General features: G+C 56.7%; 21 protein-coding genes. 19 read left to right on the top strand and 2 right to left on the bottom strand.

Going from position 1 to position 24,401, the window contains the following annotated elements; all coding sequences use genetic code 11:
- Positions 1 to 16: 16 nt before the first annotated feature.
- A complete protein-coding gene (locus ABD796_RS12475; RefSeq protein WP_344908179.1) occupies positions 17 to 718 on the top strand; it encodes a DNA alkylation repair protein in 702 nt (233 codons plus the stop codon).
- On the opposite strand, the gene ABD796_RS12470 is transcribed toward ABD796_RS12475, so the two are convergent.
- Positions 715 to 1,545, bottom strand: a complete 831-nt coding sequence (locus ABD796_RS12470) for an SPL family radical SAM protein (RefSeq protein WP_344908176.1) — start codon at positions 1,543 to 1,545, stop codon at positions 715 to 717. The two genes, ABD796_RS12475 and ABD796_RS12470, sit on opposite strands and share 4 nt — an antisense overlap.
- 173 nt (positions 1,546 to 1,718) lie before the next feature.
- Between ABD796_RS12470 and rpoN the strand changes: the two genes are divergently transcribed.
- From rpoN to ABD796_RS12400, 14 genes are all read left to right on the top strand, one after another.
- Positions 1,719 to 3,035: an RNA polymerase factor sigma-54 gene (gene rpoN / locus ABD796_RS12465; protein ID WP_344908173.1), complete on the top strand. Its 1,317-nt coding sequence runs from the start codon at positions 1,719 to 1,721 to the stop codon at positions 3,033 to 3,035.
- Positions 3,036 to 3,078: 43 nt separating this feature from the next.
- The gene (locus tag ABD796_RS12460; protein WP_344908170.1) at positions 3,079 to 4,458 is read left to right on the top strand and encodes a sigma-54-dependent transcriptional regulator; all 1,380 of its coding nucleotides are present in this window, start codon (positions 3,079 to 3,081) and stop codon (positions 4,456 to 4,458) included.
- Positions 4,459 to 4,472: 14 nt separating this feature from the next.
- Entirely contained in the window at positions 4,473 to 6,647 is a 2,175-nt protein-coding gene (locus ABD796_RS12455; RefSeq protein WP_344908167.1) for a sensor histidine kinase, read from the top strand.
- Entirely contained in the window at positions 6,644 to 7,609 is a 966-nt protein-coding gene (locus ABD796_RS12450) for an ABC transporter substrate-binding protein (protein WP_344908164.1), read from the top strand. Before ABD796_RS12455 ends, ABD796_RS12450 begins: the two co-directional genes overlap by 4 nt.
- A gap of 252 nt (positions 7,610 to 7,861) precedes the next feature.
- Positions 7,862 to 8,983: a betaine/proline/choline family ABC transporter ATP-binding protein gene (locus tag ABD796_RS12445; protein ID WP_344908161.1), complete on the top strand. Its 1,122-nt coding sequence runs from the start codon at positions 7,862 to 7,864 to the stop codon at positions 8,981 to 8,983.
- An 18-nt stretch (positions 8,984 to 9,001) separates the two neighbouring features.
- Positions 9,002 to 9,703 (top strand): ABC transporter permease, encoded by a 702-nt coding sequence (locus tag ABD796_RS12440; protein WP_379119996.1) that lies wholly within the window; start codon positions 9,002 to 9,004, stop codon positions 9,701 to 9,703.
- A gap of 43 nt (positions 9,704 to 9,746) precedes the next feature.
- Complete coding sequence (locus tag ABD796_RS12435; protein WP_344908157.1) at positions 9,747 to 10,661, top strand: ABC transporter substrate-binding protein; 915 nt, start codon at positions 9,747 to 9,749, stop codon at positions 10,659 to 10,661.
- Between the two features lie 28 nt (positions 10,662 to 10,689).
- Entirely contained in the window at positions 10,690 to 11,823 is a 1,134-nt protein-coding gene (locus tag ABD796_RS12430; protein ID WP_344908154.1) for a mandelate racemase/muconate lactonizing enzyme family protein, read from the top strand.
- Positions 11,824 to 11,839: 16 nt separating this feature from the next.
- Positions 11,840 to 13,243, top strand: a complete 1,404-nt coding sequence (locus tag ABD796_RS12425) for a lyase family protein (protein ID WP_344908151.1) — start codon at positions 11,840 to 11,842, stop codon at positions 13,241 to 13,243.
- Positions 13,194 to 14,681, top strand: a complete 1,488-nt coding sequence (locus ABD796_RS12420; RefSeq protein ID WP_344908148.1) for an aldehyde dehydrogenase family protein — start codon at positions 13,194 to 13,196, stop codon at positions 14,679 to 14,681. The genes ABD796_RS12425 and ABD796_RS12420 overlap by 50 nt, the downstream gene beginning before the upstream one ends.
- Positions 14,682 to 14,717: 36 nt before the next feature.
- Positions 14,718 to 15,821 (top strand): Zn-dependent alcohol dehydrogenase, encoded by a 1,104-nt coding sequence (locus ABD796_RS12415; protein WP_344908941.1) that lies wholly within the window; start codon positions 14,718 to 14,720, stop codon positions 15,819 to 15,821.
- A 63-nt stretch (positions 15,822 to 15,884) separates the two neighbouring features.
- Entirely contained in the window at positions 15,885 to 16,442 is a 558-nt protein-coding gene (locus ABD796_RS12410) for a DUF2179 domain-containing protein (RefSeq protein WP_344908146.1), read from the top strand.
- Positions 16,439 to 17,146, top strand: a complete 708-nt coding sequence (locus ABD796_RS12405; protein ID WP_344908143.1) for an SDR family NAD(P)-dependent oxidoreductase — start codon at positions 16,439 to 16,441, stop codon at positions 17,144 to 17,146. Before ABD796_RS12410 ends, ABD796_RS12405 begins: the two co-directional genes overlap by 4 nt.
- 95 nt (positions 17,147 to 17,241) lie before the next feature.
- Entirely contained in the window at positions 17,242 to 18,153 is a 912-nt protein-coding gene (locus tag ABD796_RS12400; protein ID WP_344908140.1) for a YihY/virulence factor BrkB family protein, read from the top strand.
- 70 nt (positions 18,154 to 18,223) lie between these two features.
- On the opposite strand, the gene ABD796_RS12395 is transcribed toward ABD796_RS12400, so the two are convergent.
- Positions 18,224 to 18,430: a hypothetical protein gene (locus ABD796_RS12395; protein ID WP_344908138.1), complete on the bottom strand. Its 207-nt coding sequence runs from the start codon at positions 18,428 to 18,430 to the stop codon at positions 18,224 to 18,226.
- A gap of 191 nt (positions 18,431 to 18,621) precedes the next feature.
- Between ABD796_RS12395 and ABD796_RS12390 the strand changes: the two genes are divergently transcribed.
- From ABD796_RS12390 to ABD796_RS12375, 4 genes are all read left to right on the top strand, one after another.
- Positions 18,622 to 19,737 carry a GerAB/ArcD/ProY family transporter gene (locus ABD796_RS12390; RefSeq protein ID WP_344908135.1) on the top strand — a complete coding sequence of 372 codons (1,116 nt, stop codon included), beginning with the start codon at positions 18,622 to 18,624 and terminating at the stop codon, positions 19,735 to 19,737.
- Positions 19,724 to 21,169, top strand: coding sequence for a spore germination protein (locus ABD796_RS12385; RefSeq protein WP_344908133.1), 1,446 nt, complete (start codon positions 19,724 to 19,726; stop codon positions 21,167 to 21,169). Before ABD796_RS12390 ends, ABD796_RS12385 begins: the two co-directional genes overlap by 14 nt.
- On the top strand, positions 21,166 to 22,305 hold the full coding sequence (locus ABD796_RS12380) for a Ger(x)C family spore germination protein (protein WP_344908130.1): 1,140 nt from the start codon (positions 21,166 to 21,168) through the stop codon (positions 22,303 to 22,305). Before ABD796_RS12385 ends, ABD796_RS12380 begins: the two co-directional genes overlap by 4 nt.
- 429 nt (positions 22,306 to 22,734) lie before the next feature.
- Positions 22,735 to 24,237 carry an L-fucose/L-arabinose isomerase family protein gene (locus ABD796_RS12375; RefSeq protein ID WP_344908127.1) on the top strand — a complete coding sequence of 501 codons (1,503 nt, stop codon included), beginning with the start codon at positions 22,735 to 22,737 and terminating at the stop codon, positions 24,235 to 24,237.
- The last annotated feature ends 164 nt before the right edge of the window (positions 24,238 to 24,401 follow it).

Genomic DNA, 24,401 nt, shown 5'->3' with positions numbered 1-24,401 from the left:
AAAGGGGGAATGACGGGTGGACAAGACGATCAAGCGGCAGCTGGCGGAGCTGGCCGACGAAGAGTATCGGCGGTTTTCCGCGGCGTTGATTCCGAATATCGACAATGTGCTCGGCGTACGGCTGCCGCAGCTGCGCAAGCTGGCCAAGCAGTTGGTCAAAGAGGACTGGCGCGCTTACGTGCGGCAGGAAGGGAACGATTCGTTCGAAGAAACGATGCTGGAAGGAATGATCATCGGCTATATCAAGACCGATACGGAGGAGTGGCTGCGCCTTATCGCGGATTTTGTTCCCAAAATCGACAATTGGTCGGTGTGCGACAGCTTTTGTACGGGGCTGAAGGTCGCCGCGTCCGACAAGGAGCGGGTGTGGGCCTTTTTGCAGCCTTATTTGGCATCCCCCCGGGAATACGATATCCGCTTTGGAGTCGTCATGCTGCTCATGTACTACATCGAACCGGATTATATTGTGGAAGTGCTGCGTCTCCTGGACGGCATCCGGCACGACGGGTATTATGCCAAAATGGCGGTAGCCTGGGCGCTGTCCATCTGCTTCGTCAAGCTTCCCGGTCCGACGCTCGCTTATTTGGAGGGCCGGCCTGCGCTGGACGACTTTACTTACAACAAAGCATTGCAAAAAATGACCGAATCGCTGCAAGTCGATCCGCAAACGAAGCAGCGCCTCCGCGCGATGAAACGGCCGGGGCCGGGCCGGCGTTAAGGCTCGAATCCCCGCTGGCTAACGAAAACTTCCTCCTCGGCAAACTGCTGCCTCAATCGCTCGACGACGAGGCGATAAGTGTCCGGCTTGTACCATTGCTCCAATCCGAGCTGCTCGTACAGTGCCCCGATGCCCAAGGCGCGTGTCCGTTTACCGCCGCTGCCGTCCCCCATCTCATAATCGTCGACGCACACCCGCTTCACCAGCGGGCGCAGCGCTGCCGCGAATCGATCGCTGCTCGGCAGCACGGGAGCGATAGTCGCCTGCGCGGGCACTCCGGCTTCGGCCAGCAAGCGAAGAGCGTTCAATCTGGCTTGGATGGGCGGGGCTTTGGGCGAAAATGCTTTGCGGATGTCCTCGAGGTCGGTTTCCACCGTCATGCTGATGCGAACTTTTCCCTCCAGTCGGGCGAACAGGTCGATGTCCCGGCAGACGAGCGGGCTGCGGGTTTGCACAAGCAAAAAATCCGGAGGGTCGTCGGCCATCGTCTCCAGCAGCGAGCGGGTAATCCGCTCCCGGTGCTCGACGGGCTGATAGGGATCGGTGCTCGATGACATAAAAATAGTGACGGGCCCTTTCGCCTTCGCTTTTTGCAGCTCCTTCCGGAGCACCTCCGCGGCTTGCCGTTTCACATCGACCCACGTGCCCCATTCCGCTTTCCGAAACTTGGCGACAGGCATTTGCCGCACGTAGCAATAGGAACAGCCGAACGAGCAGCCGGTGTAAGGATTCAACGAATGGCTGTAGCCGGACAGAAAGCCGGTTCCTTTGTTCAATAGCGTCTTCGGAACGGTGTAGGCGTAGTCCGGTCCGTTATTCCGGCTCATTTTGACTTCACCTCCATAACCAGTATAACCTCGAAGGCGGACGCTTGTACCCGTTTCCGAATAGATTAGCAACATACCGGTACTGGTAAAAATCCGACTGGTAAAAATCTGTTTTGAATCGAAGGCCTGCGATACTGTATAATTATTATACAATCCAACGGTGGGTGAGCAGAATGAAACTACAACAAGAACCGGTATTGCGGCAAAATTTGAGCGTAACGGTGACTCCGAGGCTGCTGCAATCGATGCATGTGTTGCAGCTCTCCTCCGCGGAACTGGCGAGCTACGTACAGGATCAATCGTCGGAAAATCCTCTGCTGGAGGTGCTTTGGTCCGACGCTGTGCCGGGACGGGCGCAGAGAAGCCGAATCAGACAAGCTCCATTCAACGGCACGCCCAGACCGATGCCGGAGTCTGCGGCGGCCACGGAGACGCTGGAATCGGCGCTTCTGAGCCAGCTTCGGCTGAGTGGACTTGGCGGGCGAATCTTCGCGATCGCGAAATATTTGGCGGGCAATATTAACGAGAACGGGTTCTTGAACGTCGCTTTGAGCGAGGCGGCCCTTCGCTTCGGCGCGGAAGAGCGCGAGGCGGGGGAAGCGCTTCATGCGCTGCAATCTCTGGAGCCGGCCGGAATCGCTGCCAGGTCGCTGCAGGAATCGCTGTGCATTCAGATTCGACGTGACGGTCAGGCCGATCCGTGGGCGGAGGCGCTCGTGACCCGATGTTTGAAGGAATTGGGAGCCGGCCAGTGGAAAACGGCGGCCCGGATGTTGAACATAACCCCCGAGCAGGTGAAGCAATCGTACGCCTATATCCGTACGCTGAATCCGCGGCCCGGTTTGGCCTACCAGCATCAACGTACGCTCGATGTAAAACCGGACGCGCTTATCCGGAAGATCGGGAACCGCTACGTATGCGGATTGATCGACGGCTGGATTCCTCAAGTATCCGTTAACCGGAACGTTCAACGGTTATGTTTGGAAAGCGGTTGCAAGGAAACGGAGGCCTATGCGAAGCAGCACGTTCAAGCCGCCAACTGGCTGATCCACAGTCTCGAGCAAAGACAGCGCACGTTTATGAGGGTCATCGAAGCGATTGCCGATGAGCAGCAGTCTTTTCTGGAGAGAGGCGCGTCCGGTCTTAAGCCTATGAATTTGAAAACGATTGCAGATAAGCTGCAGCTCCATGAGTCGACCGTGAGCCGCGCTATCCAAAATAAATATGTGCAGACGCCGCACGGCATGGTTGAATTGAAATACTTTTTTGGCGCAGGGTTGGCAACCGCAGACGGAGAAACGGCCTCGGCCGAACGCATCAAATCGAGAATACGGCAGCTTATAGAGGAAGAAAATAAAAGCAAGCCGCTTTCGGACCAGCAGCTTACCGACCTTTTGGTGAAAGAAGGGCTGCACATCTCGCGAAGAACGGTAATGAAATACCGCGAAGAGGTGCATATTTTATCGTCGCGCCTGCGCGCGAGCACGTAACCGCGCATGAAGGATAGCGCTTACTTCGAGAAGCTGGGGGCTGATGATGATGGCGTATTCCTTTGGAGTGTTGACCGTGGATGACGAGGAGAGCTTGTGCCGGATCATTTCCCGGAAATTGCAAAAATCCGGCTTCCGAACGTTTGAGTCGTCAACCGGACAAGATGCCTTACAAATCATTCAGAAAGAAGATATCGATGTAGTCATCCTCGACTATATGCTTCCCGATCTGACAGGGATTCAACTATTGCAGCAAATCAAAAGCGATTATCCGCATGTCGAAGTCATTATGCTGACGGCTTACGGCAACGTGGAAAACGCGGTTCACGCCATGAGACTGGGCGCCTTCGATTATTTGAATAAGCCGAGCGAGCTGGAGCTGATCAAAGATCTGGTAGGCAAAGCGTGCGAAAGCAAGCGGCTGCAGCTGGAAAACCGCGAGCTCAAGGAGCAGCTCGCCTCGGCCAGCGATCATGAAGAGTTAGTGTTCGAAAGTAGGAAAATGAAAGACATCCGCGAGCTGCTGCATAAAGTAAAGGAGACCGACGCTTCGATCCTGGTCCTTGGGGAAAGCGGGGTAGGGAAGACGGCGCTGTCCAAATGGATTCACGAGCACAGCCGACGCAAGGACAAGCCCTTCGTATCGATCAATTGCGCGGCCATTCCCGATTCCTTGCTCGAAAGCGAGCTGTTCGGCTACCAGAAAGGGGCTTTCACAGGAGCGACGGAAACGCGGGCCGGCAAATTCGAAGCCGCGGACGGGGGTACGATCTTTTTGGACGAAATCGGCGAGATGCCGCTTGCCATGCAGGCAAAGCTGCTCCATATCATCGAGGAAAAAACGTTCATGAAGCTCGGCAGCAACTCTTATCGCAGCGTGGATGTGCGGATCATTACCGCGACCAATAAACAAATCCAGAAGCTGGTTCAGGAAGGACGGTTTCGGCAAGATCTCTACTACCGTCTGAACTTGGTAGAGCTTGAAGTCCCTCCGCTGCGGGAACGGCTGGAAGACATTCCGCCCATGATCGTCCGTTACATCCGCAAGCTGAATGAGAAGTACGCCAAGCAAGTATCGTTGTCCGACGATACGGTCGCAGCGCTGGCCGCCCGCGACTGGCCCGGCAACATCCGCGAGCTTCTTAATACGCTCGAGAGGCTGCATATCGTCCATTCGGACGGGATCGTCCGGATGAAGGATGTGTCCGGCATGTTGATGCTCGCTGGCGAACAAGCGCAGCGGGAGCTGGCGGCGGGAAGAAGCGGCGGAGGGGAGCTGAACTTGCAGAAGGCTCTGGAGGAGGTCGAGGAGGACATTATTTCCCGAGCGCTCGAGCAAGTAGGCGGCAACCAGACCAGGGCGGCGGATTTACTCGGCATTTCCAGGCATACGCTAATATACAAAATGAAAAAAATGAGATAGGGCGGGCGGAAACTATGGCGTTCAGACTTCCTTTGCATCCGGTCGATTCCATCTTTCGCAGCATCAAGAAGAAGTATCTGATTATTTATTCCGTGGTCATTATTATTCCGGTTCTGGTGATTTACAATCTGATTCTGAACTACACTCACCAGGTCGTAGAAGCGGATATCGTCAGAAAAAATGCGCTCAGCGCCGATGCGCTCGTCAAACGATTCAATGCGGAAATATCCGATGCGGTGCTCCAGCTGCGGTTGATCGCCGAGGTGGATGAAGGAGCGGGCGTTCGGCCGCAAACGATGTACGATCGCGCCAAGCTGACGATCGCGAGCAGCTCGATGATTCAATCGATCGCCATGGTGGATGTCAACAAACAAATGCTGTTCGAAGCCCCCTTTGCCGTTCAGGCGAGCAATCGCGCACACGAGCTCCCCAATTTCGATATTGTGAGATGGAGCAAAAATTACGCGGTTTCCGATCTGGTCATGAACTCCTCCGGCCAGAAGGTCGTCATCGTATCGTTTCCCGTGCTCGACAGTCGCGAGCAGTTTCTCGGCATGCTCATGGCCGAGATGAGCCAGGATCACCTGTCGGAGGTGCTAAGCGCAAGCAGCGTACCGAGCAACGGCTTCGGCTTTATACTGGATCGCAGCGGCCATGTGATCGCCGCCTCCGCCGCCTCCGACATCGGGGAGGACTTCTCCGTTTATCCGGCTGCCGTCGCCCTGGCCCGGTACACGTCGGGCTCGATGAAGGGCATATACCATGGAGAGTCCGGCATAATGGCTTACAAAACGATGTGGGACGGATGGGGACTGGTCTTCGGCGTTCCGAACCGGTACGCCTTTAAGCCGATGACCGACTTGTCCGGCGCGTTGACCGGGACGTTCCTCAGCATTCTGGTGCTGACGGTGCTGTTCATCGGCATCGGAGCGCAGAAGCTGCTGCAGCCGATCGTACGGCTGACCAAGTTTGCCAGAAGCATCGAGCGGAACGGCTCTACCGCTGCGATGCTTCCTGCGGTGAGCAAGTCGAAGGATGAGCTGGCGATTTTGGGCCAGACTATGGTGTCGATGGCGGACAGCTTGCGCGACAAGCAGAAGATGGTCGAGGACAGTGAGCGGTATTTGCGCGATGTAATCGAAGGAATTCCTTATGCGATCGTGACGGTCGATAACGAGGGCAAAGTATCGCACGCCAATCGGCAGTTTGAACGGATTACGGGCTATGCGGTCGACTCGGTCATCGGTCAAGCCTGGTCGGACATACCGCTTCGGGCAAGCGAAGCCGGAGCCAGTTTGCTGGATGGAGGAAATGCCGGGCAGTCCGTCCCGGATATCGAAACGTCGATTACCGACGCGGAAGGGCATCGGAGGATGGTCAAGCTGGCGACCTCGGCCATTTTCAATGTGCAGGGCGATACGATCGGCACCATCGCCGTCTTGCAGGACATTACGCAATGGAAGCTGCTCGAGGAGCATGCCAAGCAAAGCGAGAAGCTGGCCTTGATTGGCCAGATCAGCACCGGCATCGCCCACGAAATTAAAAATCCGCTGGCCATTTTGTCCGGCGCTTCCGAGCTGCTGAAGGAAGAGGTGGACGAGCAGCCGCGCGGGGAAAGCGTGGACGGCTTGGTTAACGACATTTACCGAGTCGTACGGCGGATGAACGGAATCGTCAACCAGTTTTTGTCGTTCTCCAAAATGAACAACGAACAAGAACAGACCGTCCGGCTGGACAAGCTGCTGGACGAGGCGCTGCACCTTCTTCGCATCAAGCTGCGCGACGCCGGGATCGTTACGGTCAAGCAGTATGAGGAATCGGACACCGTTATTGCCGGCAAATACAACATGCTGATGCAGATGTTTCTCAATCTAATCATTAACAGCATCGAAGCGATGCCCGACGGCGGAACGTTGAGCATTCGTACGGCGGTGAAAGCTGAGGGAGGAGGAGAGCGGGCGCTCGTAGCGGAAATTATCGATACCGGAACGGGCATTTCCGAGCAAACGATGGAATGGCTGTTCAACCCTTTCTTTTCCACCAAGGAGCAAGGCTCCGGACTCGGCCTCACGATCGCCCGCGACATTATGCTCGAGCACGGCGGAGCGCTGCAAATTCAAAGCAGCGTCGGGCAGGGCACGACGCTGCGTTGTACGTTCCCGCTGCTGGAAGGAGGGGATGCGCCATGAACGGAAAACTGCTCACCTTCCTGACGGCGCTGATCGTGCTGGCGCTGGCCGCGCTGACCTTGATGAATCCTTACGGGCCATGGAGCAAAGGGAAGGAGCGTTTGGCGGGAGAGCCGCCTCCCGCAGCGAAGCCCGTTATGACGATCGGCTCCAAGTCGTTTACGGAGCAGTATTTGCTTATGAAAATGACCGGAATTTGGCTGAGGGAAAACGGATTCGCGGTGAAAGAAATTATTTTCAAGGGAAGCACGAACATCCGCTCCGCGCTGGAAGCGGGCGTGATCGATCAGTATTGGGAATATGCCAATACGGCCCGAATTTATTACCAGCATCAGCCTGGCATTAACGATGCCGAGGAGGCGTTCCGCACGGTAGCGGAGCAGGACGAGAAGATCGGCCTTCATTGGCTGCCGATGACCTCGGCTATCAACAGCACCTGGACGATGCTGATCAAGAAGGAGCTGGCCGAGCAGTTCGGCATCCGGACGATCAGCGATTTGAGCGCTTACGCCAAGGACAAACAGCTCCACATTGCGACCAACAGCGAATTTCTCATTCGCGGCGACGGTATGGAACAGTTTCAACAGCAATACGGGTTCGCGATTCCGCGCGAGAACGTTATCGTAACGGAGACGAAGCTGTTCGCTCAGGCCGTGAAGGAGTCGCGCGTGCAGGCGACGGTCGGGTTCGCTTCGGACGGCCGCATCGCCGCTTACGGACTAGTGGAGCTGGAGGACGACCTTCATTATTTTCCGCCGTACAATCCTTCTCCGGTCGTGACCGCCGGCAGCTTAAAACAAAATCCGCAAATCGAGCATTTGCTGAACCGGCTTACCCGTACGATCGAGCACGACAAATTCATGGCGTTTCTGTACAGGGCGGACGTGCTGCACGAGGACGTCACTGAGCTAGCCCGGGAGTATTTAATCGAGGCCGGCCTGATCCGCAGCAGTCGGAACTAAATCTTTCATTCGCCGGGGGCAAACCTTCCGGGCAAAACCGTCTGGACCGATCGCGGTCCTTTCGGGTTTTGCCGGAAGGTTTTTTGCATTTGCCGGTATTGTAGCAAAAAGGCGCAGTGTAGAAAAATGACACACCCCTGTTGTAGATAAAATGCACACTTGCGGCTACAAACCTTTGAAAACGGCTTCAAAACGTTTGGCACGGTATTTGCTATAGATATAAATATAACCAACATGGAGGTGGAAAAGCGCATGATCCGTTTCGACAACATAAGCAAAGGATACGGAGCCGTTCAAGTTCTTAGCGAATTGAACATGCAGATCGGCAAGGGAGAGCTTGTCGCCTTGATCGGTCCAAGCGGCTGCGGGAAAACGACGACGCTGCGGATGATTAACCGCTTAATCGAGCCGTCCTCCGGCACCATTACGATCAACGGCCAGGACATCTCGAAAATGAGTCCAGTCGAACTCAGGCGGGGAATCGGCTATGTCATACAGCAGATCGGTCTTTTGCCGCATCTGTCCATCGGCAAAAACATCGGTCTCGTTCCTAAGCTGAAAGGCTGGAAGGAGCAAGACTATTCCAACCGGATCGACGAGCTGATGCACATGGTCGGGCTCGATCCGAAAGTATTCCGAAACCGGTATCCGTCCGAGCTAAGCGGAGGGCAGCAGCAGAGAATCGGGGTTATTCGCGCGCTGGCCGCGGAGCCGCCCGTCATCCTGATGGACGAGCCGTTCAGCGCTCTCGATCCGATCTCCCGGGAACAGCTCCAGGAAGAACTGGTGCGGCTGCAAAAAGAAATTCACAAGACGATCGTGTTCGTGACCCACGACATCGACGAGGCTTTGAAAATTGCCGATCGGATTGCGATCATGAATGGCGGCCGAATCGTCCAATACGATTCGCCCCAAGCCATTTTGCAAAATCCCGCCAACTCTTTTGTAAGGGGATTCATCGGAGAGAAGCGGCTTGGCGCCGGGGCGCCGAAGGCTGGAGGGTTGTCGCAGGTGGAGGATGTCATGATCCGGCCGGTCGCCAGACTGTACGCCGAGCATCGCATCGCAGACGCTTTGACTGTCGCCGGAAGCTCCGAGGACGATGCATTTTTCGTGTATGACGGCGACCAGAGCGTGATCGGCTTCATCTCCCTGGCGGAGCTGGAACGCCATGCGAATCGCGGCAACGAGACGGTCCGTCACATTATGCATCCGTCTACGCTATGCGTGGAAGCGGATTCAAGCTGGAAAGAGGCGTCCGCGAAGCTGCTCGAATCCAATGCAAGCGGTCTTCCGGTCATGAAGCAGGGCAAAGTCGTCGGCCTCATTACTCCGGGCAGCATTCTACGCGAGATTGTCAAAATGAACGCATAAGGGAAAGGAGAGGTTCGTATGCAGGAGCAAAATTTGTGGGAAGCGGTATGGGGCGTCATCCGGGATCAGCCGGAGATGATCTTGACCGGCTTGTGGCAGCACATTTATATTTCGATGCTGTCGATGATTATCGCCATCCTGATCGCGGTTCCGCTGGGCATATGTCTGACCCGGTACCGGAAGGTAGCGGATGGGGTGATCGGATTCGCCGGCATGTTCCAGACGATTCCGAGCATAGCCTTGTTCGGGTTTCTGATGCCGCTCGTGGGAATCGGCGTGAAGCCGACGATTATCGCGCTCGTTCTATACGCCCTTGCCCCTATCGTAAGAAACGTATATACCGGCATCGTGGAAGTGAATCCGGCTACGGTGGACGCCGGGCGCGGCATGGGCATGACGAACTGGCAAATTTTGCGGATGATCGAGCTTCCGCTTGCCTTGCCCGTCATCATGGCGGGAATTCGCACGGCGACGATATGGACGATCGGGATTACGACGATCGCGGCGTTTATCGGAGCGGGCGGTCTCGGTCAAATCATATTCCGCGGCGTTACGCTGATGCGTCCGGAGCTGGTGCTGTCCGGCGCGATTCCGGCGGCGCTGCTGGCAATCGTAGTGGAAGTGCTTCTGAAGAAGCTCGAAGCCCGGGCTACCCGCAAGCGCAATCCGCTTCCGCAAGCGGCCCAGAACGTCAAAGACAAATCGGCCAAAGCTGCCTAAGTGCAGCACGCAAGAAATAACATATCAATCGGGAGGGTCTTCCATGAAAAAATGGTTCGTACTGCTTGCTTGCTTCGCGCTTCTGCTGACTGCCTGTTCCCAGAAAGACAAGTCAGCGGCGGGCGGAGATAGCTCGACGAAAATCGTAGTTGCCAGCAAAAACTTTACCGAGCAATATGTGCTGGCGCAAATTATGGGGCAGCTGCTGCAAAACAAAACGAAGCACCAGGTTACGATCAAGGAGGGCGGATACGCCGCTTCCGCCGTGCTGAACCAGGGTATGAAGGACGGCGATGTGCAGGTGTTCGTCGATTACAGCGGCACAGGTTACATCAATGTGTTGAAAAATACGCTGCAAGCCGACGATACCCCCGATTCCGTATTTCAGAAGACGAAGGAAGGCTATCAGAAGCAATTCGGCTTCGAGTGGCTGAAGCCGTTAGGCATGAACAACACGTTTACGCTTATCGTGAAGGAAGATAAGGCCAAATCGTTGAACCTCAACACGTTTTCGGATCTCGTAGCCCATTCCAAAGACATGGTGATCGGTATGGATGCCGCCTTTTATGCCCGCGTCGACGGCTACAAGGGACTGACGGAGAAGTACGGCATGAAGTTCAAGGACTTTAAGGAAATGGACATTTCGCTCGCCTTCTCGGCGCTGGCCGACGGGAAGATCGACGTGCTGGTCGCCTATGCGACGGATGGGCGCATTCCGGCACTGAAGCTGAAATCGCTCAAGGACGACAAGCAATACTTCCCGCCGTACTTTGCCGCTCCGATCGTCCCGAAATCGCTGATCGAGAAATATCCCGATGTGGCGGAAGTTTTGAACCAACTGGCAGGCAAGCTCGACGACAAGACGATGTCGGAACTGAACGCCAAGGTCGACATGGACAAGAAGCCTACGGCGGAAGTAGCCAAGCAGTTTTTGATTCAAGCCGGACTGATCAAATAAACAAGAATACAACGAGGGAGAGATACCGTTGAAAATCACATCGATCGAAATCAAGCAATATATGATTCCGCTGGAGCCGCCGTTTCATGCGTCCTGGGACCCGACGCCGCGCAAAAAATTCGGTACGACGCTCGTTTATGTGCATACGGACGAAGGCATTACCGGCATCGGCTCCGGCGATTTGATGACAGGCTTTGCCGGGCACGAGCATCTGTTTATCGGGCAGGACCCGTTTGCCATCGAGCGGCATGCGCAGATCATCGACAATATCGACTTTCACTACGGCCGTTGTTGGCCGCTGGATTTGGCTTTATGGGATTTGATGGGCAAAAAAACCGGCATGCCGGTGTATAAGCTGCTTGGCGGGCGCAGCGACCGGATTACCGCTTATGCTTCGACGGGCGAACTCGTTTCCCCGGAAGTCCGGGCCGAGCGTGCGGAAGCTTTTGTCGAGCAAGGGTTCAAGGCGATGAAGATCCGGTTCCATCACAAAGACCCGCGCCAAGATATCAAGGTAGTGGAAGCGGTGCGTCGGGCGGTCGGCGACAAGCTGGATATTATGGTCGACGCCAATCAAGGCTGGAAAATGCCCTGGGATGTCGAGCGCACATGGGACGTCAAGATGGCGTATCAGGTCGCCAAAGAGCTGGAGCAGCTCGGCGTCGTCTGGCTTGAGGAACCGCTGCCGTCCCATGATTTCACCGGAATGGCTGCGCTGCGTCAAAAAGTCGGCATCCGCATCGCCGGCGGGGAGATGAATCGGGAATGGCACGATTTCAGGGAAATGTACCGGCACGGTTCGCTCGATGTGTACCAGCCCGACGTCGCGCTGACGGGCGGCATTACGCAAATTCGCAAAATTGCCGACATGGTGCAGATGGGCGGACACTGGTTTACGCCGCATAGCTGGAGCAACGGCATCGGATTCCTGGCCAATCTGCATTTGAGCTGCGGGTTGAGCACATGCCCTTACTTCGAATTCCCGTTCGATCCGCCAACCTGGACGCCGGAACGCCGCGATTTCGTTCAGCAGGAGAAAGTGATGATCGACCGCGACGGCTGCCTCGTCCTGTCGGACAAGCCGGGGCTCGGGTTCGAGCTGGACCCGGAAATGCTGGAGAAATACGAGATCAAGAACGCCTACATCTGGGGTACCGACTAAAGGCGCGGAGGGACTTATGACCGACCATTCATCCGGATCGTTCAGGCTGGAGCAGGACATGATCGGGGAGCTGGCCGTCCCGGCGGAAGCGTATTACGGCATCAATACGCTGCGGACTTGCCGGAATTTGTCCTTCTCCGGCCGTCCGCTCGGCGATTACCCGGCCTATATCCGCTCATTGGCGTTTGTCAAAAAAGCGGCAGCCCTGGCCAATCGGGGAGCAGGCGGGCTGAACGCGGAACAGGCGGAGCTGATCGTAGCCGCTTGCGAGCAATTGATCGAAGGCCGGTATGCCGATCAATTTCCGGTCGACGTGCTGCATGGCGGCGGCGGGATCGGCGTCAATATGAATGTCAACGAGGTAATCGCCAATATCGGAAACGTCATGTCCGGGAAGAAACGGGGCGACTACGCGCCACTTCATCCGGTGGAGCATGTCAATATGTCGCAATCGACATCCGACGTTTGCCACACGGCGATGCGCATGACGCTTATCTCGGCGTGGGCCGGGTTGAAGCGGGAGCTGGATTTGCTGCATGCGCTGGCGAAAGTGAAGGCGTCCGAATTCGCAGACGTGCGGACCATCGCCCGCACGTGCCTGCAGGACGGCATGTCCGTCTCCTACGGCGATACGTTCGGCGGCTATGCCGCCTTGTTCGCCAGGAGAACCGGCGCTCTCGACGAGGCGTTCGGGAAGCTTCGGCAAGTGAATCTCGGCGGAACCGTTATCGGGTCCGGCCTGGGGGCGTCGGAGTCGTATCGCCGGATCATACTGGATAAGCTGCGGACGACGACGGGCGAGAGCTACGTTTACCGTGCCAGCTTATACGATGCGGCGCAAAATCCGGACGATTTGGCGGAAGTGTCCGCTCAGCTCGCTTTGCTGGCGCAAGCGCTGCTGAAAGTGGCCAAAGACTTCCGGCTGCTCTCGTCCGGTCCCGAGGCCGGCTTGGCCGAGCTCGTCCTGCCTTCCGTGCAGGCCGGCTCCTCCTTTTTCCCTGGCAAGGTCAACCCGGTTGTGGCGGAGACGCTCATTCAATGCTGCTTTCAGGTGCTCGGCTGCGACCGGACGGTACAGGCGGCCTTGGAGCACGGCGAGTTGAATCTGAACGTGTGGGAGCCGGCGGCGGGCATCAACGTTCTCGAAGCGGCGCAGATGCTCGCTGCGGCGGTTCGCCAGTTCGCGGACAAATGCCTCCGCGGCGTAACGGTCAATCGGGAACGCTGCGCGGTTTACTCCCGCAGCCTCATCCCGCTTGTGGTCGAGATGAAGGAGACATACGGATACGCGGCCGTTTCAAGCTTGTTGAAAGAGGCGGAGCGACAAGGCAAGGACCCCAAAGCATGGCTTATACAAGGAGGAGAACGCAATGGAGCAAGCGCGTCTGGATTGGGCGAACGAATGGCTGAAGACGACTAAGAGGCTTTATATAAACGGGGAATGGGTAGAGGGAGCCGGTCCGACGCTGGAAACGATCAATCCGGCTACCGGCGCGACGCTTGGCGCACTCGGAGGGGCAAGCAAGGACGATGTGGACGCGGCTGTGAAGGCAGCCAATGCCGCATTCCGGGCGGGCCCGTGGAAAGAGATGAGCCGCAAGGAGCGGGCCAACGTCTTGCATGCGATCGCCGATGCGATCCGCAGCCATCACGCGGAGCTCGCGACGCTGGAGTCGCTGGACAACGGAAAGCTGTACAAGGAGTCGTTCGCGGACGATATTCCGGAATGCGCGGATATTTTCGATTATTATGCGGGGTGGACCGATAAGTTTTACGGGGAGACGTGCCCGGTGGAAGGCTCTTACTTGAGCTATACGACACGGGAGCCGGTCGGCGTATGCGGGCAAATCGTGCCGTGGAACTTCCCGCTGCTCATGGCCTGCTGGAAGCTGGCTCCCGCATTGGCGATGGGCAACACGGTTGTGCTCAAGCCTTCAAGCGCGACTTCGCTGACGGCGATCCGCCTGTTCGAGATTTTGCACGAAAGGGCCGTGCTGCCGCCAGGCACGATCAATCTCATTCTGGGCAGCGGCAGCATCGGTACGGCGATTACGAAGCATATGGACGTCCATAAGGTTTCTTTCACCGGCAGCACCTCCGTCGGCAAGCAGCTCGTCCACGACTCGGCGGATTCCAATCTGAAGACGGTCACGCTCGAGTTGGGCGGGAAATCGCCCAATATCGTGTTTGCCGACGTCCCGGATCTGGATTTTGCCGTGGAACGTTCCTTCTACGGCTTGTTCACGCATAAAGGGGAGAAGTGCTCGGCGCCGACCCGGCTGCTCGTGCAGGAGAGCATCTACGCAACGTTTGTCGAGCGTCTTGCTCAACTTGCGGATAGCTATGTCTGCGGCGATCCTTTCGATCCGGACAGCGATCAGGGACCGCAATGCACGAAAGCGCATATGGAAAGCATTTTGCGCTATATCGAGATCGGCGAGCAGGAGGGCGCGCGCGTCGTGGCCGGCGGCCGGCGCGATACGGAGGGCACGAATGGCGACGGCTATTACGTGCGGCCGACTATATTTGCCGACGTCTCCAACGACATGCGCATCGCGCAGGAGGAAATATTCGGGCCGGTGCTCGTGGTCATTCCGTTCAAGGACGAAGAAGAAGCGGTAAGGCTCGCCAACGATTCCATATACGGGCTCGCGGCAGGCGTATGGACGAATGACGTATCGCGCGCCCATCGGGTGGCGAACTCGCTGGAGGCGGGAATGGTGTTCGTCAACAAGTACGGCTGCTACGATTTTGCCAGCCCGTTCGGAGGAGCGAAGCAAAGCGGCTGGGGCAAGGAATACGCGGTCCATTCGCTGGAATCGTATACGAAAGTGAAATCGATCTGGGTAAAAATCTAACCAATTACAGACGGAACAGGAGAATGCACGGTGGACATGAAAGCTGCGGTAATGAGAGAGGCGAACAAGCCGTTGACGATCGAGCGGGTGCAGCTGGCGCCGCCGGGACCGAGCGAGGTGCTGGTCAAGGTCGAGGCTTCCGGCGTCTGCCATAGTGATCTGAACAGCCTGATGGATGAAACGACGCCGACGCCTTCCATTCTCGGCCACGAGGGCGCGGGAATCGTGGTAGAGGTCGGATCCAACGTTCGCCACGTACGACCGGGCGATAAAGTGGCGCTGAGCTGGGTGCCGTTTTGCGGGACGTGTCCGTTCTGCGAGCAAGGACAGGTGCATCTGTGCGAGGCCGCCTTCGGACCGATGTTCAACGGGACTTTGCTGGACGGCACGTCCAGACTGAGCCAGGGAGGAAAGCCTATGTATCACTACTCCCTGTTGTCCACGTTCGCCGAATATACGGTCGTGGCCGAGCGATCTTGCGTCAAGCTCCCGGACGAAATGCCGCTTGTGCAAGCTTCGCTGCTGGGCTGCGGCGTCGCGACCGGATACGGCGCCGCGGTCAATGCGGCCAAGGTGACGCCCGGCTCATCGGTGGCCATTTTCGGCATCGGCGGCGTCGGCATCAATGCCATTCAAGGGGCGCGCATCGCGGGAGCTTCGAAGATTATCGCTTGTGACGTAAAACCGAAAAATCTCGAGCTGGCCAAAGCCTACGGCGCGACGCACACGGTCCATGTAGCGGAGCAGGATGCGGTCGAAGCCTTGAAGGAGCTGACCGGCGGTTACGGGGTGCAGTTCGCGATCGACGCCTCGGGCAATACGAACGCGGGCAGCACCGCATGGCAGGCGACGCGCAAAGGCGGTACGACGGTTATTGTCGGAGCGTATCACCCGCAGAAGCAGCTGAGCCTTCCGGCCGGCGGCTTTCACCGTGTCGGCAAAACGCTCAAGGGGAGCTTTTACGGAGACGTTCACCCGCTCCGGGATATTGCCGCTCTCGCCCAGCTTTATTTGGACGGCAAGCTGATGCTGGACGAGCTCGTGCTGGAGCAAATACCGCTGGAGGAGATCAATCGCGCGTTCGATTCGTTCCACGACTGCAATTGCGTAAATGTGGGTCGAAGCGTCATTGTGCTGTAATGGACACGGGGGACTTCGCTGCGGCGGGCTCCCCCGGTGCCGTTGCTGGGGGGGCGATCCGTCATGTGGTCCACGTTGGCGACCATTCTCGTCATTCAAATTGTGTACGTATCCGTTTTGACCGTTCGCCAAATTTTTACGCTTAAAGGCTATCGCTACAGGGCCGCTCTGCTTAGCTCGATCGATATTATGGTGTATGTCATCGGCTTTAAAATCGTCTTGGATCACCTCGATCAGCCCGCCAGTCTGATCGTCTATTGCCTCGGCTACGGGGCAGGCATTCTCATTGGCATCAAAATCGAAGAAAGACTGGCTCTCGGTTTCACCAATGTCCAAATTTTTCTGAAGCACGACGGCTTGGAAATCGCCCGGAAGCTGCGGACGAAGGGGTACGGCCTGACGATCTGGCATGCCGAGGGCATTCACGGGGAAAGTCTCGTGTTCTCCATCATTATTCCGCGTAAAAAACAGTCCCGACTTTATCAGGAAATCGTGGCGCTGGACCCGACCGCCTTTATCGTATCGTACGATGCCAAATACTATCGGGGCGGATTTTTGGCCAAGACGCCGGCCATGCGGAAAGACAACCGTTCCGCAACGAACAGGGAGGCTGGATTATGAACGAGACCGTATGCATCACCGGAGCAAGCCGCGGATTGGGCTTCGAGCTTGCCCGGCTGTTCTATGCCCGGGGCTATCGGGTGTTTCCGCTGGTCAGGTCGCCCGCATCGGCGGCTGCGCTGCTCCGGGAAATGCCGGAGTGCCGTCCGATTGTGGCCGATGTCGCCGACGACGGCTGCACGGTCGCCATGAGAACGGCTTTGGACGAACACTCCGGAACGCTCGACTTATTGATCAATAATGCGGGAATCTCGGGCATCGCCGACCGCTTCGCGAACGTATCTCCTCGCGAGACCGGCGAGCTGTTCAACGTACACTGCTCCGGCATTATCCGTACCGTTCATGGAGCGCTGCCTATGTTGGAGCGGTCATCCAATCCGCGAATTATCAATATTTCGTCCAGATTGGCGTCGTTATCCAAGACGGCTGCCGGCGAATTTAATCAGGGAGGATTTACGTATTCCTACCGGATGGCCAAAGCCGCGCAAAATATGCTGACGCTTTGCCTGCATCAGGAATTAAGCGGCAGGGGAATCCACGTGAGCGCCGTTCATCCGGGGAAAATTCAGACCGGCTGTGCCGCTCACGATGCCGATTTGAAGCCGCATGAGGCGGCGGAAAACGTATTCGACTGGTGTCGGACGGCCGGTCCGCTTAATTCCGGGCAATTCGTCGAAGCGGGCGCGGGAAAGCTGCCGTGGTAAACCGGCTTGCGTCGGCTGCGGTGTCGTTTCAACCCTCCGTTCACGGGTAATAACAAAAAAAGCGGTTTCGCTTTTTACCGGGAGGGGGCTATCGTATGAAGCGCATGGACAAGACGAAGCAATTGGTCAAGGCGCTGCTGAAGCGCTGCCGGGAGGACGAGGTGGCGGCGCTGGGCGCTCAGCTCAGCTACTACAGCGTGCTCGCTTTTTTTCCGTTCTTGATCTTCGTCGTCAGTCTGATCGGGTTCGCTAATTTGTCGAGCGACGATTTTATGGAAGATTTGATTCTTGTACTGCCCGGGGAGACGGGGAATACGGTCAGCGATATTATCGCCGAGGTCACGGCCAACCGCAGCGGCACGCTCATGTCGATCGGCATGCTGACGACGATCTGGGCGGCCTCCAACGGCATGAACGCTTTGATTAAAGGCTTGAACAAGGCGTACGACCGCCAGGAAAGCCGGCCCTTCTGGAAAGTGCGGGGGTTGGCCGTGCTGTCGACCGTGCTGCTTGCCGTCTTCATTCCGTTCGTCATGGGGCTGCTTATTTTCGGCAAAGCGATCAGCGGGTACGTGTTTCAATTGGCCGATTACTCCGGCAGCTTCGAGGCCATGTGGGGAATCGCCCGCTATGCGCTTCCGATTGTGGCGCTGGCCGTCGTGTTCCTCCTGCTGTATTGGATCGTACCGGACCGGAAGATGGCGATCCGCGAGGCGGTTCCCGGCACGTTGTTTACGACGTTCGGTTTGCTCGTCACGTCGGCGGGTTTTTCCTTCTATGTCAATAACTTCGGCACCTATACGAAAACGTACGGCAGTCTCGGCGGGATTATCGTGCTGTTGATCTGGCTCTATATGAGCGCGATGATCGTGATGATCGGCGGGGAAATCAATGCGGCGCTCGCATTCGACAGACCGGAGCGGCGCAGGGAGGAGCGGCAATCGCCATACGGATCCAAGGCTGCGCGTTCGGAAACGAACAATAACGGCGGCGGTATTCATGCCTGAACTGCTTGCGGCGATAGTAGCGCTTTCTTTTTACGCACTGACTTAACGCTAACCCCATTCTTCGGAGGAGTTAGCGTTTTTTGGTTTTCCGGCTGTACCAGTCGGCGGCTACGAGCGATAGCAGGATGGGCCCGTGCGTAATGCCGTTCACGACGATAAAGGTCCAAGGCCGCGGGGCGAACGTCAAGTATACTTCGTTATGAGGAACGTAACGGATCATGAGCAGAAGCCAGCAGCCGCTGAACAAGTATGCCCACACGAAAGCGTTAAATTTCATGAAAGACACCTTCCCATGCTCAGTTTCCCGTTCTTTCTCCCCTTTTATGCAAGGCATAATTTACAACGGCTGGCGCATACTGAGTGTACTCGTACCTTGTCAGACCTTTTAAGCGATTTCGTCAAAGGCCCGAAGCTTCCGAGTACGACGTACGGCTCTGTGTTTGTAAGAGGGAAAGGAAGACATACGCTATGGAGCGCGGGACTGTCATTTCCAACCAACAGCTGATGGCTTTGATCGTCATATCTACCGTCGGCACCTCGAGCTTATACGCTCCGGCCACGCTGTCCCATTATGCCGAGCGGGATTCGTGGCTGCTTGTGATGGTCGGCTGCGCGATCGGATTGTTGAATCTATTCGTATTTTTGCAGCTCAACAAGCTGCATCCCGACAAAAATCTGATCGAAATATGCCGCGAAGTGTTCGGACGATGGTTCGGGGGCTTGCTCGCTTTTGCTTTTATTTGCTATTTACTCGATTTGACGTCATGGGTGCTGCGCGAGTTTGCCCAATTTTTCATCATTGCACTGAATCCGATGATTCCCCAGAACTGGTATCTGATTGCCGGCGTCATCATGTGCGCGTATGCGGTTTATCACGGGCTGGAAGTTTTTGCGCGCGTGTCCCTCATTATTTTGGCCGTGACGATCGCGACATTCCTGACCATCTATGTGATGCTAGGCAATCAGTATCATCCCGAATATTTGCTGCCCGTCTTGGAAAATGGTTTGCTGCAGCCGCTGAAGGGAACGGTGGCGGTCTCGTCATGGTTCGGAGATCTGATGATCGTCTCGATGATTCTTAAGCATGTGAAGCGTTCGAAAAAGACGGTTCGCTGGGCGATCGCCGGCGTCGGCATTACCGGCTGCTTGTTGATGCTGTCCGTCGTCGGCTGCACGATTGTCTTTGGCGGGAAAACGACGAGCACGTTTACGTATCCGAGCATCAGTCTTATTCAAAACATTAAGCTGTTCCGCAATATCGAGAGACTGGATGCCGCTTTGATCGTCGTTTGGGTAATGAGCTGCTTTATCAAGATTACCGTCTATTTCTGGTCGGCGCTGAAGGGGATGACAGATTGGCTAAAGCTAAGCCGCCCGCGCTTGTTCATCGTACCGATGGCCGCGAGTCTGGTCGTGTGCTCCAAATATAAAGTGTGGGGCTTGATCGAGTTGGCGAGCTTCTACGATAAGCAAGCCTGGTATTTTGTTCTGTTCCAACTGCTCCTTCCCTCGCTGCTGTTGGGTGCGGCCTGGGTAAAGCAGAAGGCGAACAATCGGGAGGAGGGGCAATATGGTACGGGATAAGCCGCAGGAGCTGTCGTCCGACAGCGAGGACAACAAACGGCTCTTGCTCGATCGGATGCAGCAGACGCAGGATCTGGTCATGATCGATCTTGACGACGGGAAGAAGGGAACGGTCACCTTTTGCTATCTGGAGGGGCTCACCGACGATACGAAGCTGGAACGGCTGCTTGCCTTATACCGCAGTCATCATTCGGGATTGCAGCCGTATCGCATACAGAGCGGCATTCGCGCAATCAGAGATATAGCCCGAGAGCTGGCTTCCGGCATGACAGTGATGCTTGTGCACGGGGAGAAGAGCGCGATCGCTCTGGACACTCTGGGCGTAGAGCTGAGAAGCGTGGAGGAGCCGGCCAGCGAATCGACCGTAAAAGGCCCGCGCAGCGGATTCACGGAATCGTTCCGCAACAATATCGCTTTGGTGCGCTACTATTGCCCGTCCGCGGATCTGAAGGTGGAATATAAAGAAGTCGGGACGGTGAGCGAGCTAAAGCTAGCGGTTTTGTCGTGCGGCGGCATCGTCAATCCGCATCTGCTGAACGAGGTGCACCGGCGCCTCGCCGAAATTCCCGCCGATGCCGTCATAGGAACGAACTATATCGAAGAGTGGATAACCGATAACCGGGGCACGCTGTTTCCGCTAATCGAATCGACGGAAAGACCGGACCGCGTAGTCGCTGCCTTGATGGAAGGCCGCATCGCCATTCTCGTGCAAGGCAGCCCATTCGCGCTGATCGCGCCCTTCGTCTTCCTCCAAGCTTTTCAGGTGAGCGAGGATTACGCCTGGAACTATTACATCAGCTCCAGCATCCGCATGCTCCGTCTGCTATGCGCGGTGATCGGTATGCTGCTTCCGGCCTTCTACGTAGCGACGGTCACCTTCCATCAGGAATTGGTCCCCACGCCTCTCTTGCAAAGCATCGCCTCGGCGAAAGAGCCGGTGCCGTTCCCGGCGGTCGTGGAAAGCTTCACGATGATGATCGCCTTCGAAATCATGCGCGAGGCAGGCGTACGGATGCCGAAGCAGGTCGGGCAGGCCGTCAGCATCGTCGGGGCGCTGATTCTCGGACAGGCCGCCGTGCAGGCAGGCATCGTCTCGCCGATTATGGTAATCGTGGCCGCGCTGACCGGCATCGCCACATTTACGCTGCCTCCTACGGCGATGAACTACGTCGTGCGCATGATCCAATTCGGGATGACGCTGTTCGCCTCCATCCTCGGGTATGTAGGCATTATGGTCGGCATCATTATGCTGATGACGTATTTGGCGTCCTTGCGGTCTTTCGGGGTGCCGTATTTTGCTCCGGCCGCCCCATTCAATCTCGAAGAGCTGAGCGATATCGTCGTGCGTCGCCCGGCTACGCTCAACAACAAGCGCCCGGCCTTGTTCCAGCCGCTGAGGCGGATGAGGTTCCGGGGCAGGTCGGGACGATGAACGCGCGCGTGCCGTCCCGGCTCTTGCTGCTGGCGGTTTTGCTTTTCGCGACTGGCTGCAAAGGCAATGTGGAGCTGAACGAAATCCATATCGTACATTCCATCGCCCTTGATCAGGGGGAGGAAGGGCGCCTCCTGCTGACGGCCGAAATCGCCAAACTTACGCCAAGCGGGCAGCAGCCCAAAGGGATGCAAAACGATAAGTTTTTCTTGTCCTATGAAAGCGAAAGTTTGTTCGAGGCAGCTCGTCTGATGCGCAACAAATCCGATCGTACGCTGCTGTGGGGGCATACGACCGTTATCCTGCTGAGCAAGGACGTCGCCAAGCAGGGGATTGCAAAGCATATTGACGCTATTCGCCGATTGAGGCAAATTCGCAATTCCACGCTGCTGTATATTACGGAAGGCAAAGCGTACGAGACGATGAGCGTCGCCTCGCCCAGCGCTTCGATCTCGTCGCAGGTGCTGCGAGGTTTGGTCGAAGGCGGAGAGGTAACCGCCTCCACCCGGGAGACGAAGCTGATCGAAGTGTACCAGGAACTTATCAACGGATACAAGGATGTAACCATCCCGGCCATCGCAAAGGCGGCCGATCCTTCCGAGGGCGGAAAGCCGGTGCTGGAGGCCAACGGCTTGTACGCCTTTCACGGAGATCGTCTGGCGGGTCTTATGCGCGGAGCGGAAACGAAAGGATTCCTTCGGGCAAGCAATCAGATGAGCGGCTCCGTCGAATCGATCGGTTGCGGTTCGTCCGGACAGACGATTACATTCGAGAATATTGCTAGCTCGGTAACCGTACATACCGATTTCGACGCGAATGGAAAGCCGCGCGTAGGCATCGATATCAATGCCGACTTGAATATTACGAGCTTGCCTTGCAGGGAATTCGAGATTACAACGGAGTCGGTCGGTCAATGGGAATTCCAATTGAACGCTTCGATCGCCGAAGAAATCCGCCAATTTGTCCGTTATTCCCAAAAGCACAAAACCGATCTGCTCGGTATCGGCGAGCGCATTCACCGCAAGTATCCCAAGCAATGGAAAGCGTTGAAGGACGACTGGGTCGAGCGCTATGCCGACGTCGAGTTCGATGTGACCGTTCATTCCCGGATCGACCATTCCAATTTCATTATGTAAGCTCGGCGAGGGCCGGACCGACTACCGGCCCTATTCAATCGCATCGCCGAAGATAAAGAATAGGGCCAAGTCGGCGCATCATATTCTCCTTTATAACCATGAAGGCGTGATGCATATGAATAAGAGCAGAACAGTAGTCGTTCTGATGATAAGAGGCTCCACCATCAAAACATTCATCCTTTTGGACCTGCTCCTCGGTTCGGGGATCTTTTATGTCGTTAAATTTGTCGCGGCAAGCACATTGGCGGCTTCCATCGGCAGCTACCTGGGAACGGAAGGAATCAAGAAGGCTCCGAAGTTTTTTAAAAGATGACGCTTGTTCCGCCGCAACATGCTTGTATGTTTGAGCAATATCGTTGGATGTCTTCTTTCCTGTAAGCCATTACAATGGGTTGGGGAACGGATATTTCAATGATCGGAGTGTTGCGGATGTCTACGTTAGAAGCGATCAAGCCCGTCAAACGGCCGCGAATCGGTCTGTATTCCGTCGGCCTGCGCGCCTACTGGGAGCAGTTTCCGGGGCTGCGGGAACGGCTGTCCGAATACGGGCGTTTTATCGAGAAGCAAATGTCGGCCTGGGGGGACGTACGCCATTACGGGCTTGTCGACACCGAGGAGGAAGGTCGGCGGGCGGGGGAATGGTTCAATGGTCAAAACGTGGATCTCGTTTTCTGCCATGCCGCCACCTATTCGACCAGCTCGACCGTGCTTCCGGTTCATCAGCGGTGCAAGGCGCCTGCTGTGTTTCTGAATTTGCAGCCGACCGCGCGGATCGATTACGACCGGACGACGACGGGAGAGTGGCTGGCCCATTGCGGGGCTTGTCCGGTCCCGGAGTTCGCCAACGCGTTCAATCGCGCCGGAATCCCGTTCCGGGTCGTGAACGGCTTGCTCGGGCTGGATTATACGCCGGAGGCGTCTCTGACGAACGAAACGACGCACGAGCGCCCCGAGGCGGAGCGCTCGTGGCGGGAAATCAAGCAATGGATTGCCGCCGCTTCCGTTCGCCGGACACTGTACGGCTCGCGATTCGGCTTTCTCGGCAACACGTACGGCGGCATGCTCGACATGTACAGCGATTTTACGATGGTGCAGGCGCAAACCGGGCTGCAGGTCGTCGTGCTGGAAATGTGCGATCTGGATCGGCTGCTGAAAGACGTAACGGAACGGGAAGCGAAGGCGAAGCTGGACGACATCCGCGACATGTTCCGGATCAGCGACGATTCTCCGGCGGACAAAATCGCGAGAGAGCCGACGGACGAGCAGCTGGCATGGTCGTGCAAAGTGGCCGCCGCCCAGGAGAAGCTTGTCCGCGAATACGACCTGGACGCTTTGGCCTACTATTACCATGGCGCTCCCGGCGGCGTTTACGAGAAGCTGCAAAGCGGCTTTATCGTCGGCCATTCGCTGCTTCTCGCGCGTGGTATTCCTTGTGCGGGGGAAGGGGATCTGAAAACGGCGGTGGGGATGAAAATATGCGACATTCTGGGCAAAGGCGGCAGCTTCTCGGAATTTGTCGTAGTCGATTACGACGACGAAACGATTGTGCTTGGCCACGACGGTCCGTTCCATATCGCTATAGCCGAGGGTAAGCCGGTGCTTCGCGGCATGGGACTTTACCACGGCAAGCAGGGCGCGGGCGTATCGGTGGAGGCGACCGTGAGGAAAGGGCCGGTGACGACGCTCAACGTGACGCAGACCGGAGATGGCAGGCTGAAGCTGATCAGCAGCGAAGGAGAGGCGACCGACGGGCCGATTATGCGAATCGGCAATACGCAGACGCCGGTGCGGTTCCGCCTGCATCCGGACGACTATATGACGCAATGGTTTGCCGAAGCGCCGACCCATCACTCCGCGATGTCGGTCGGCCATAACGCGTCCCTGTTTCGTAAAGTCGGCGAGCTGCTGGATATGAAGCACGTAACGCTGTAAGACCGCCAAGGCGCGTCCGGTCTAATGCGTTCAGAACCGACGACGCGCCTTCAAAAGTCGAGAGCTCCGGCACCGATAGCCGGGGCTTTTTGGCGTCCGGCCCAAGCTCCGTCATGCTTTGCGTCGCAATAATCCGCGTATTTCCCGGATCGAACGGCTTTCCG

It is taken from the genome of Paenibacillus hodogayensis, assembly GCF_039536325.1.
GTDB lineage: Bacteria > Bacillota > Bacilli > Paenibacillales > NBRC-103111 > Paenibacillus_AB > Paenibacillus_AB hodogayensis.
The sequence above is the reverse complement of the archived record's forward strand: the minus strand, read 5'-3'. Positions and strand labels throughout refer to the sequence as shown.

Excerpts from the sequence above, each read along its gene's own strand:
- ABD796_RS12385 (WP_344908133.1), top strand. The coding sequence starts at position 19,724 with ATGGTACGGGATAAGCCGCAGGAGCTGTCGTCCGACAGCGAGGACAAC.
- ABD796_RS12425 (WP_344908151.1), top strand. The coding sequence starts at position 11,840 with ATGACCGACCATTCATCCGGATCGTTCAGGCTGGAGCAGGACATGATC.
- ABD796_RS12450 (WP_344908164.1), top strand. The coding sequence starts at position 6,644 with ATGAACGGAAAACTGCTCACCTTCCTGACGGCGCTGATCGTGCTGGCG.
- ABD796_RS12435 (WP_344908157.1), top strand. The coding sequence starts at position 9,747 with ATGAAAAAATGGTTCGTACTGCTTGCTTGCTTCGCGCTTCTGCTGACT.
- ABD796_RS12405 (WP_344908143.1), top strand. The coding sequence starts at position 16,439 with ATGAACGAGACCGTATGCATCACCGGAGCAAGCCGCGGATTGGGCTTC.
- ABD796_RS12390 (WP_344908135.1), top strand. The coding sequence starts at position 18,622 with ATGGAGCGCGGGACTGTCATTTCCAACCAACAGCTGATGGCTTTGATC.
- ABD796_RS12420 (WP_344908148.1), top strand. The coding sequence starts at position 13,194 with ATGGAGCAAGCGCGTCTGGATTGGGCGAACGAATGGCTGAAGACGACT.
- ABD796_RS12455 (WP_344908167.1), top strand. The coding sequence starts at position 4,473 with ATGGCGTTCAGACTTCCTTTGCATCCGGTCGATTCCATCTTTCGCAGC.
- ABD796_RS12400 (WP_344908140.1), top strand. The coding sequence starts at position 17,242 with ATGAAGCGCATGGACAAGACGAAGCAATTGGTCAAGGCGCTGCTGAAG.
- ABD796_RS12440 (WP_379119996.1), top strand. The coding sequence starts at position 9,002 with ATGCAGGAGCAAAATTTGTGGGAAGCGGTATGGGGCGTCATCCGGGAT.
- ABD796_RS12460 (WP_344908170.1), top strand. The coding sequence starts at position 3,079 with ATGATGATGGCGTATTCCTTTGGAGTGTTGACCGTGGATGACGAGGAG.
- ABD796_RS12395 (WP_344908138.1), bottom strand. The coding sequence starts at position 18,430 with ATGAAATTTAACGCTTTCGTGTGGGCATACTTGTTCAGCGGCTGCTGG.
- ABD796_RS12470 (WP_344908176.1), bottom strand. The coding sequence starts at position 1,545 with ATGAGCCGGAATAACGGACCGGACTACGCCTACACCGTTCCGAAGACG.
- ABD796_RS12375 (WP_344908127.1), top strand. The coding sequence starts at position 22,735 with ATGTCTACGTTAGAAGCGATCAAGCCCGTCAAACGGCCGCGAATCGGT.
- ABD796_RS12410 (WP_344908146.1), top strand. The coding sequence starts at position 15,885 with ATGTGGTCCACGTTGGCGACCATTCTCGTCATTCAAATTGTGTACGTA.
- ABD796_RS12380 (WP_344908130.1), top strand. The coding sequence starts at position 21,166 with ATGAACGCGCGCGTGCCGTCCCGGCTCTTGCTGCTGGCGGTTTTGCTT.
- rpoN (WP_344908173.1), top strand. The coding sequence starts at position 1,719 with ATGAAACTACAACAAGAACCGGTATTGCGGCAAAATTTGAGCGTAACG.
- ABD796_RS12415 (WP_344908941.1), top strand. The coding sequence starts at position 14,718 with ATGAAAGCTGCGGTAATGAGAGAGGCGAACAAGCCGTTGACGATCGAG.
- ABD796_RS12445 (WP_344908161.1), top strand. The coding sequence starts at position 7,862 with ATGATCCGTTTCGACAACATAAGCAAAGGATACGGAGCCGTTCAAGTT.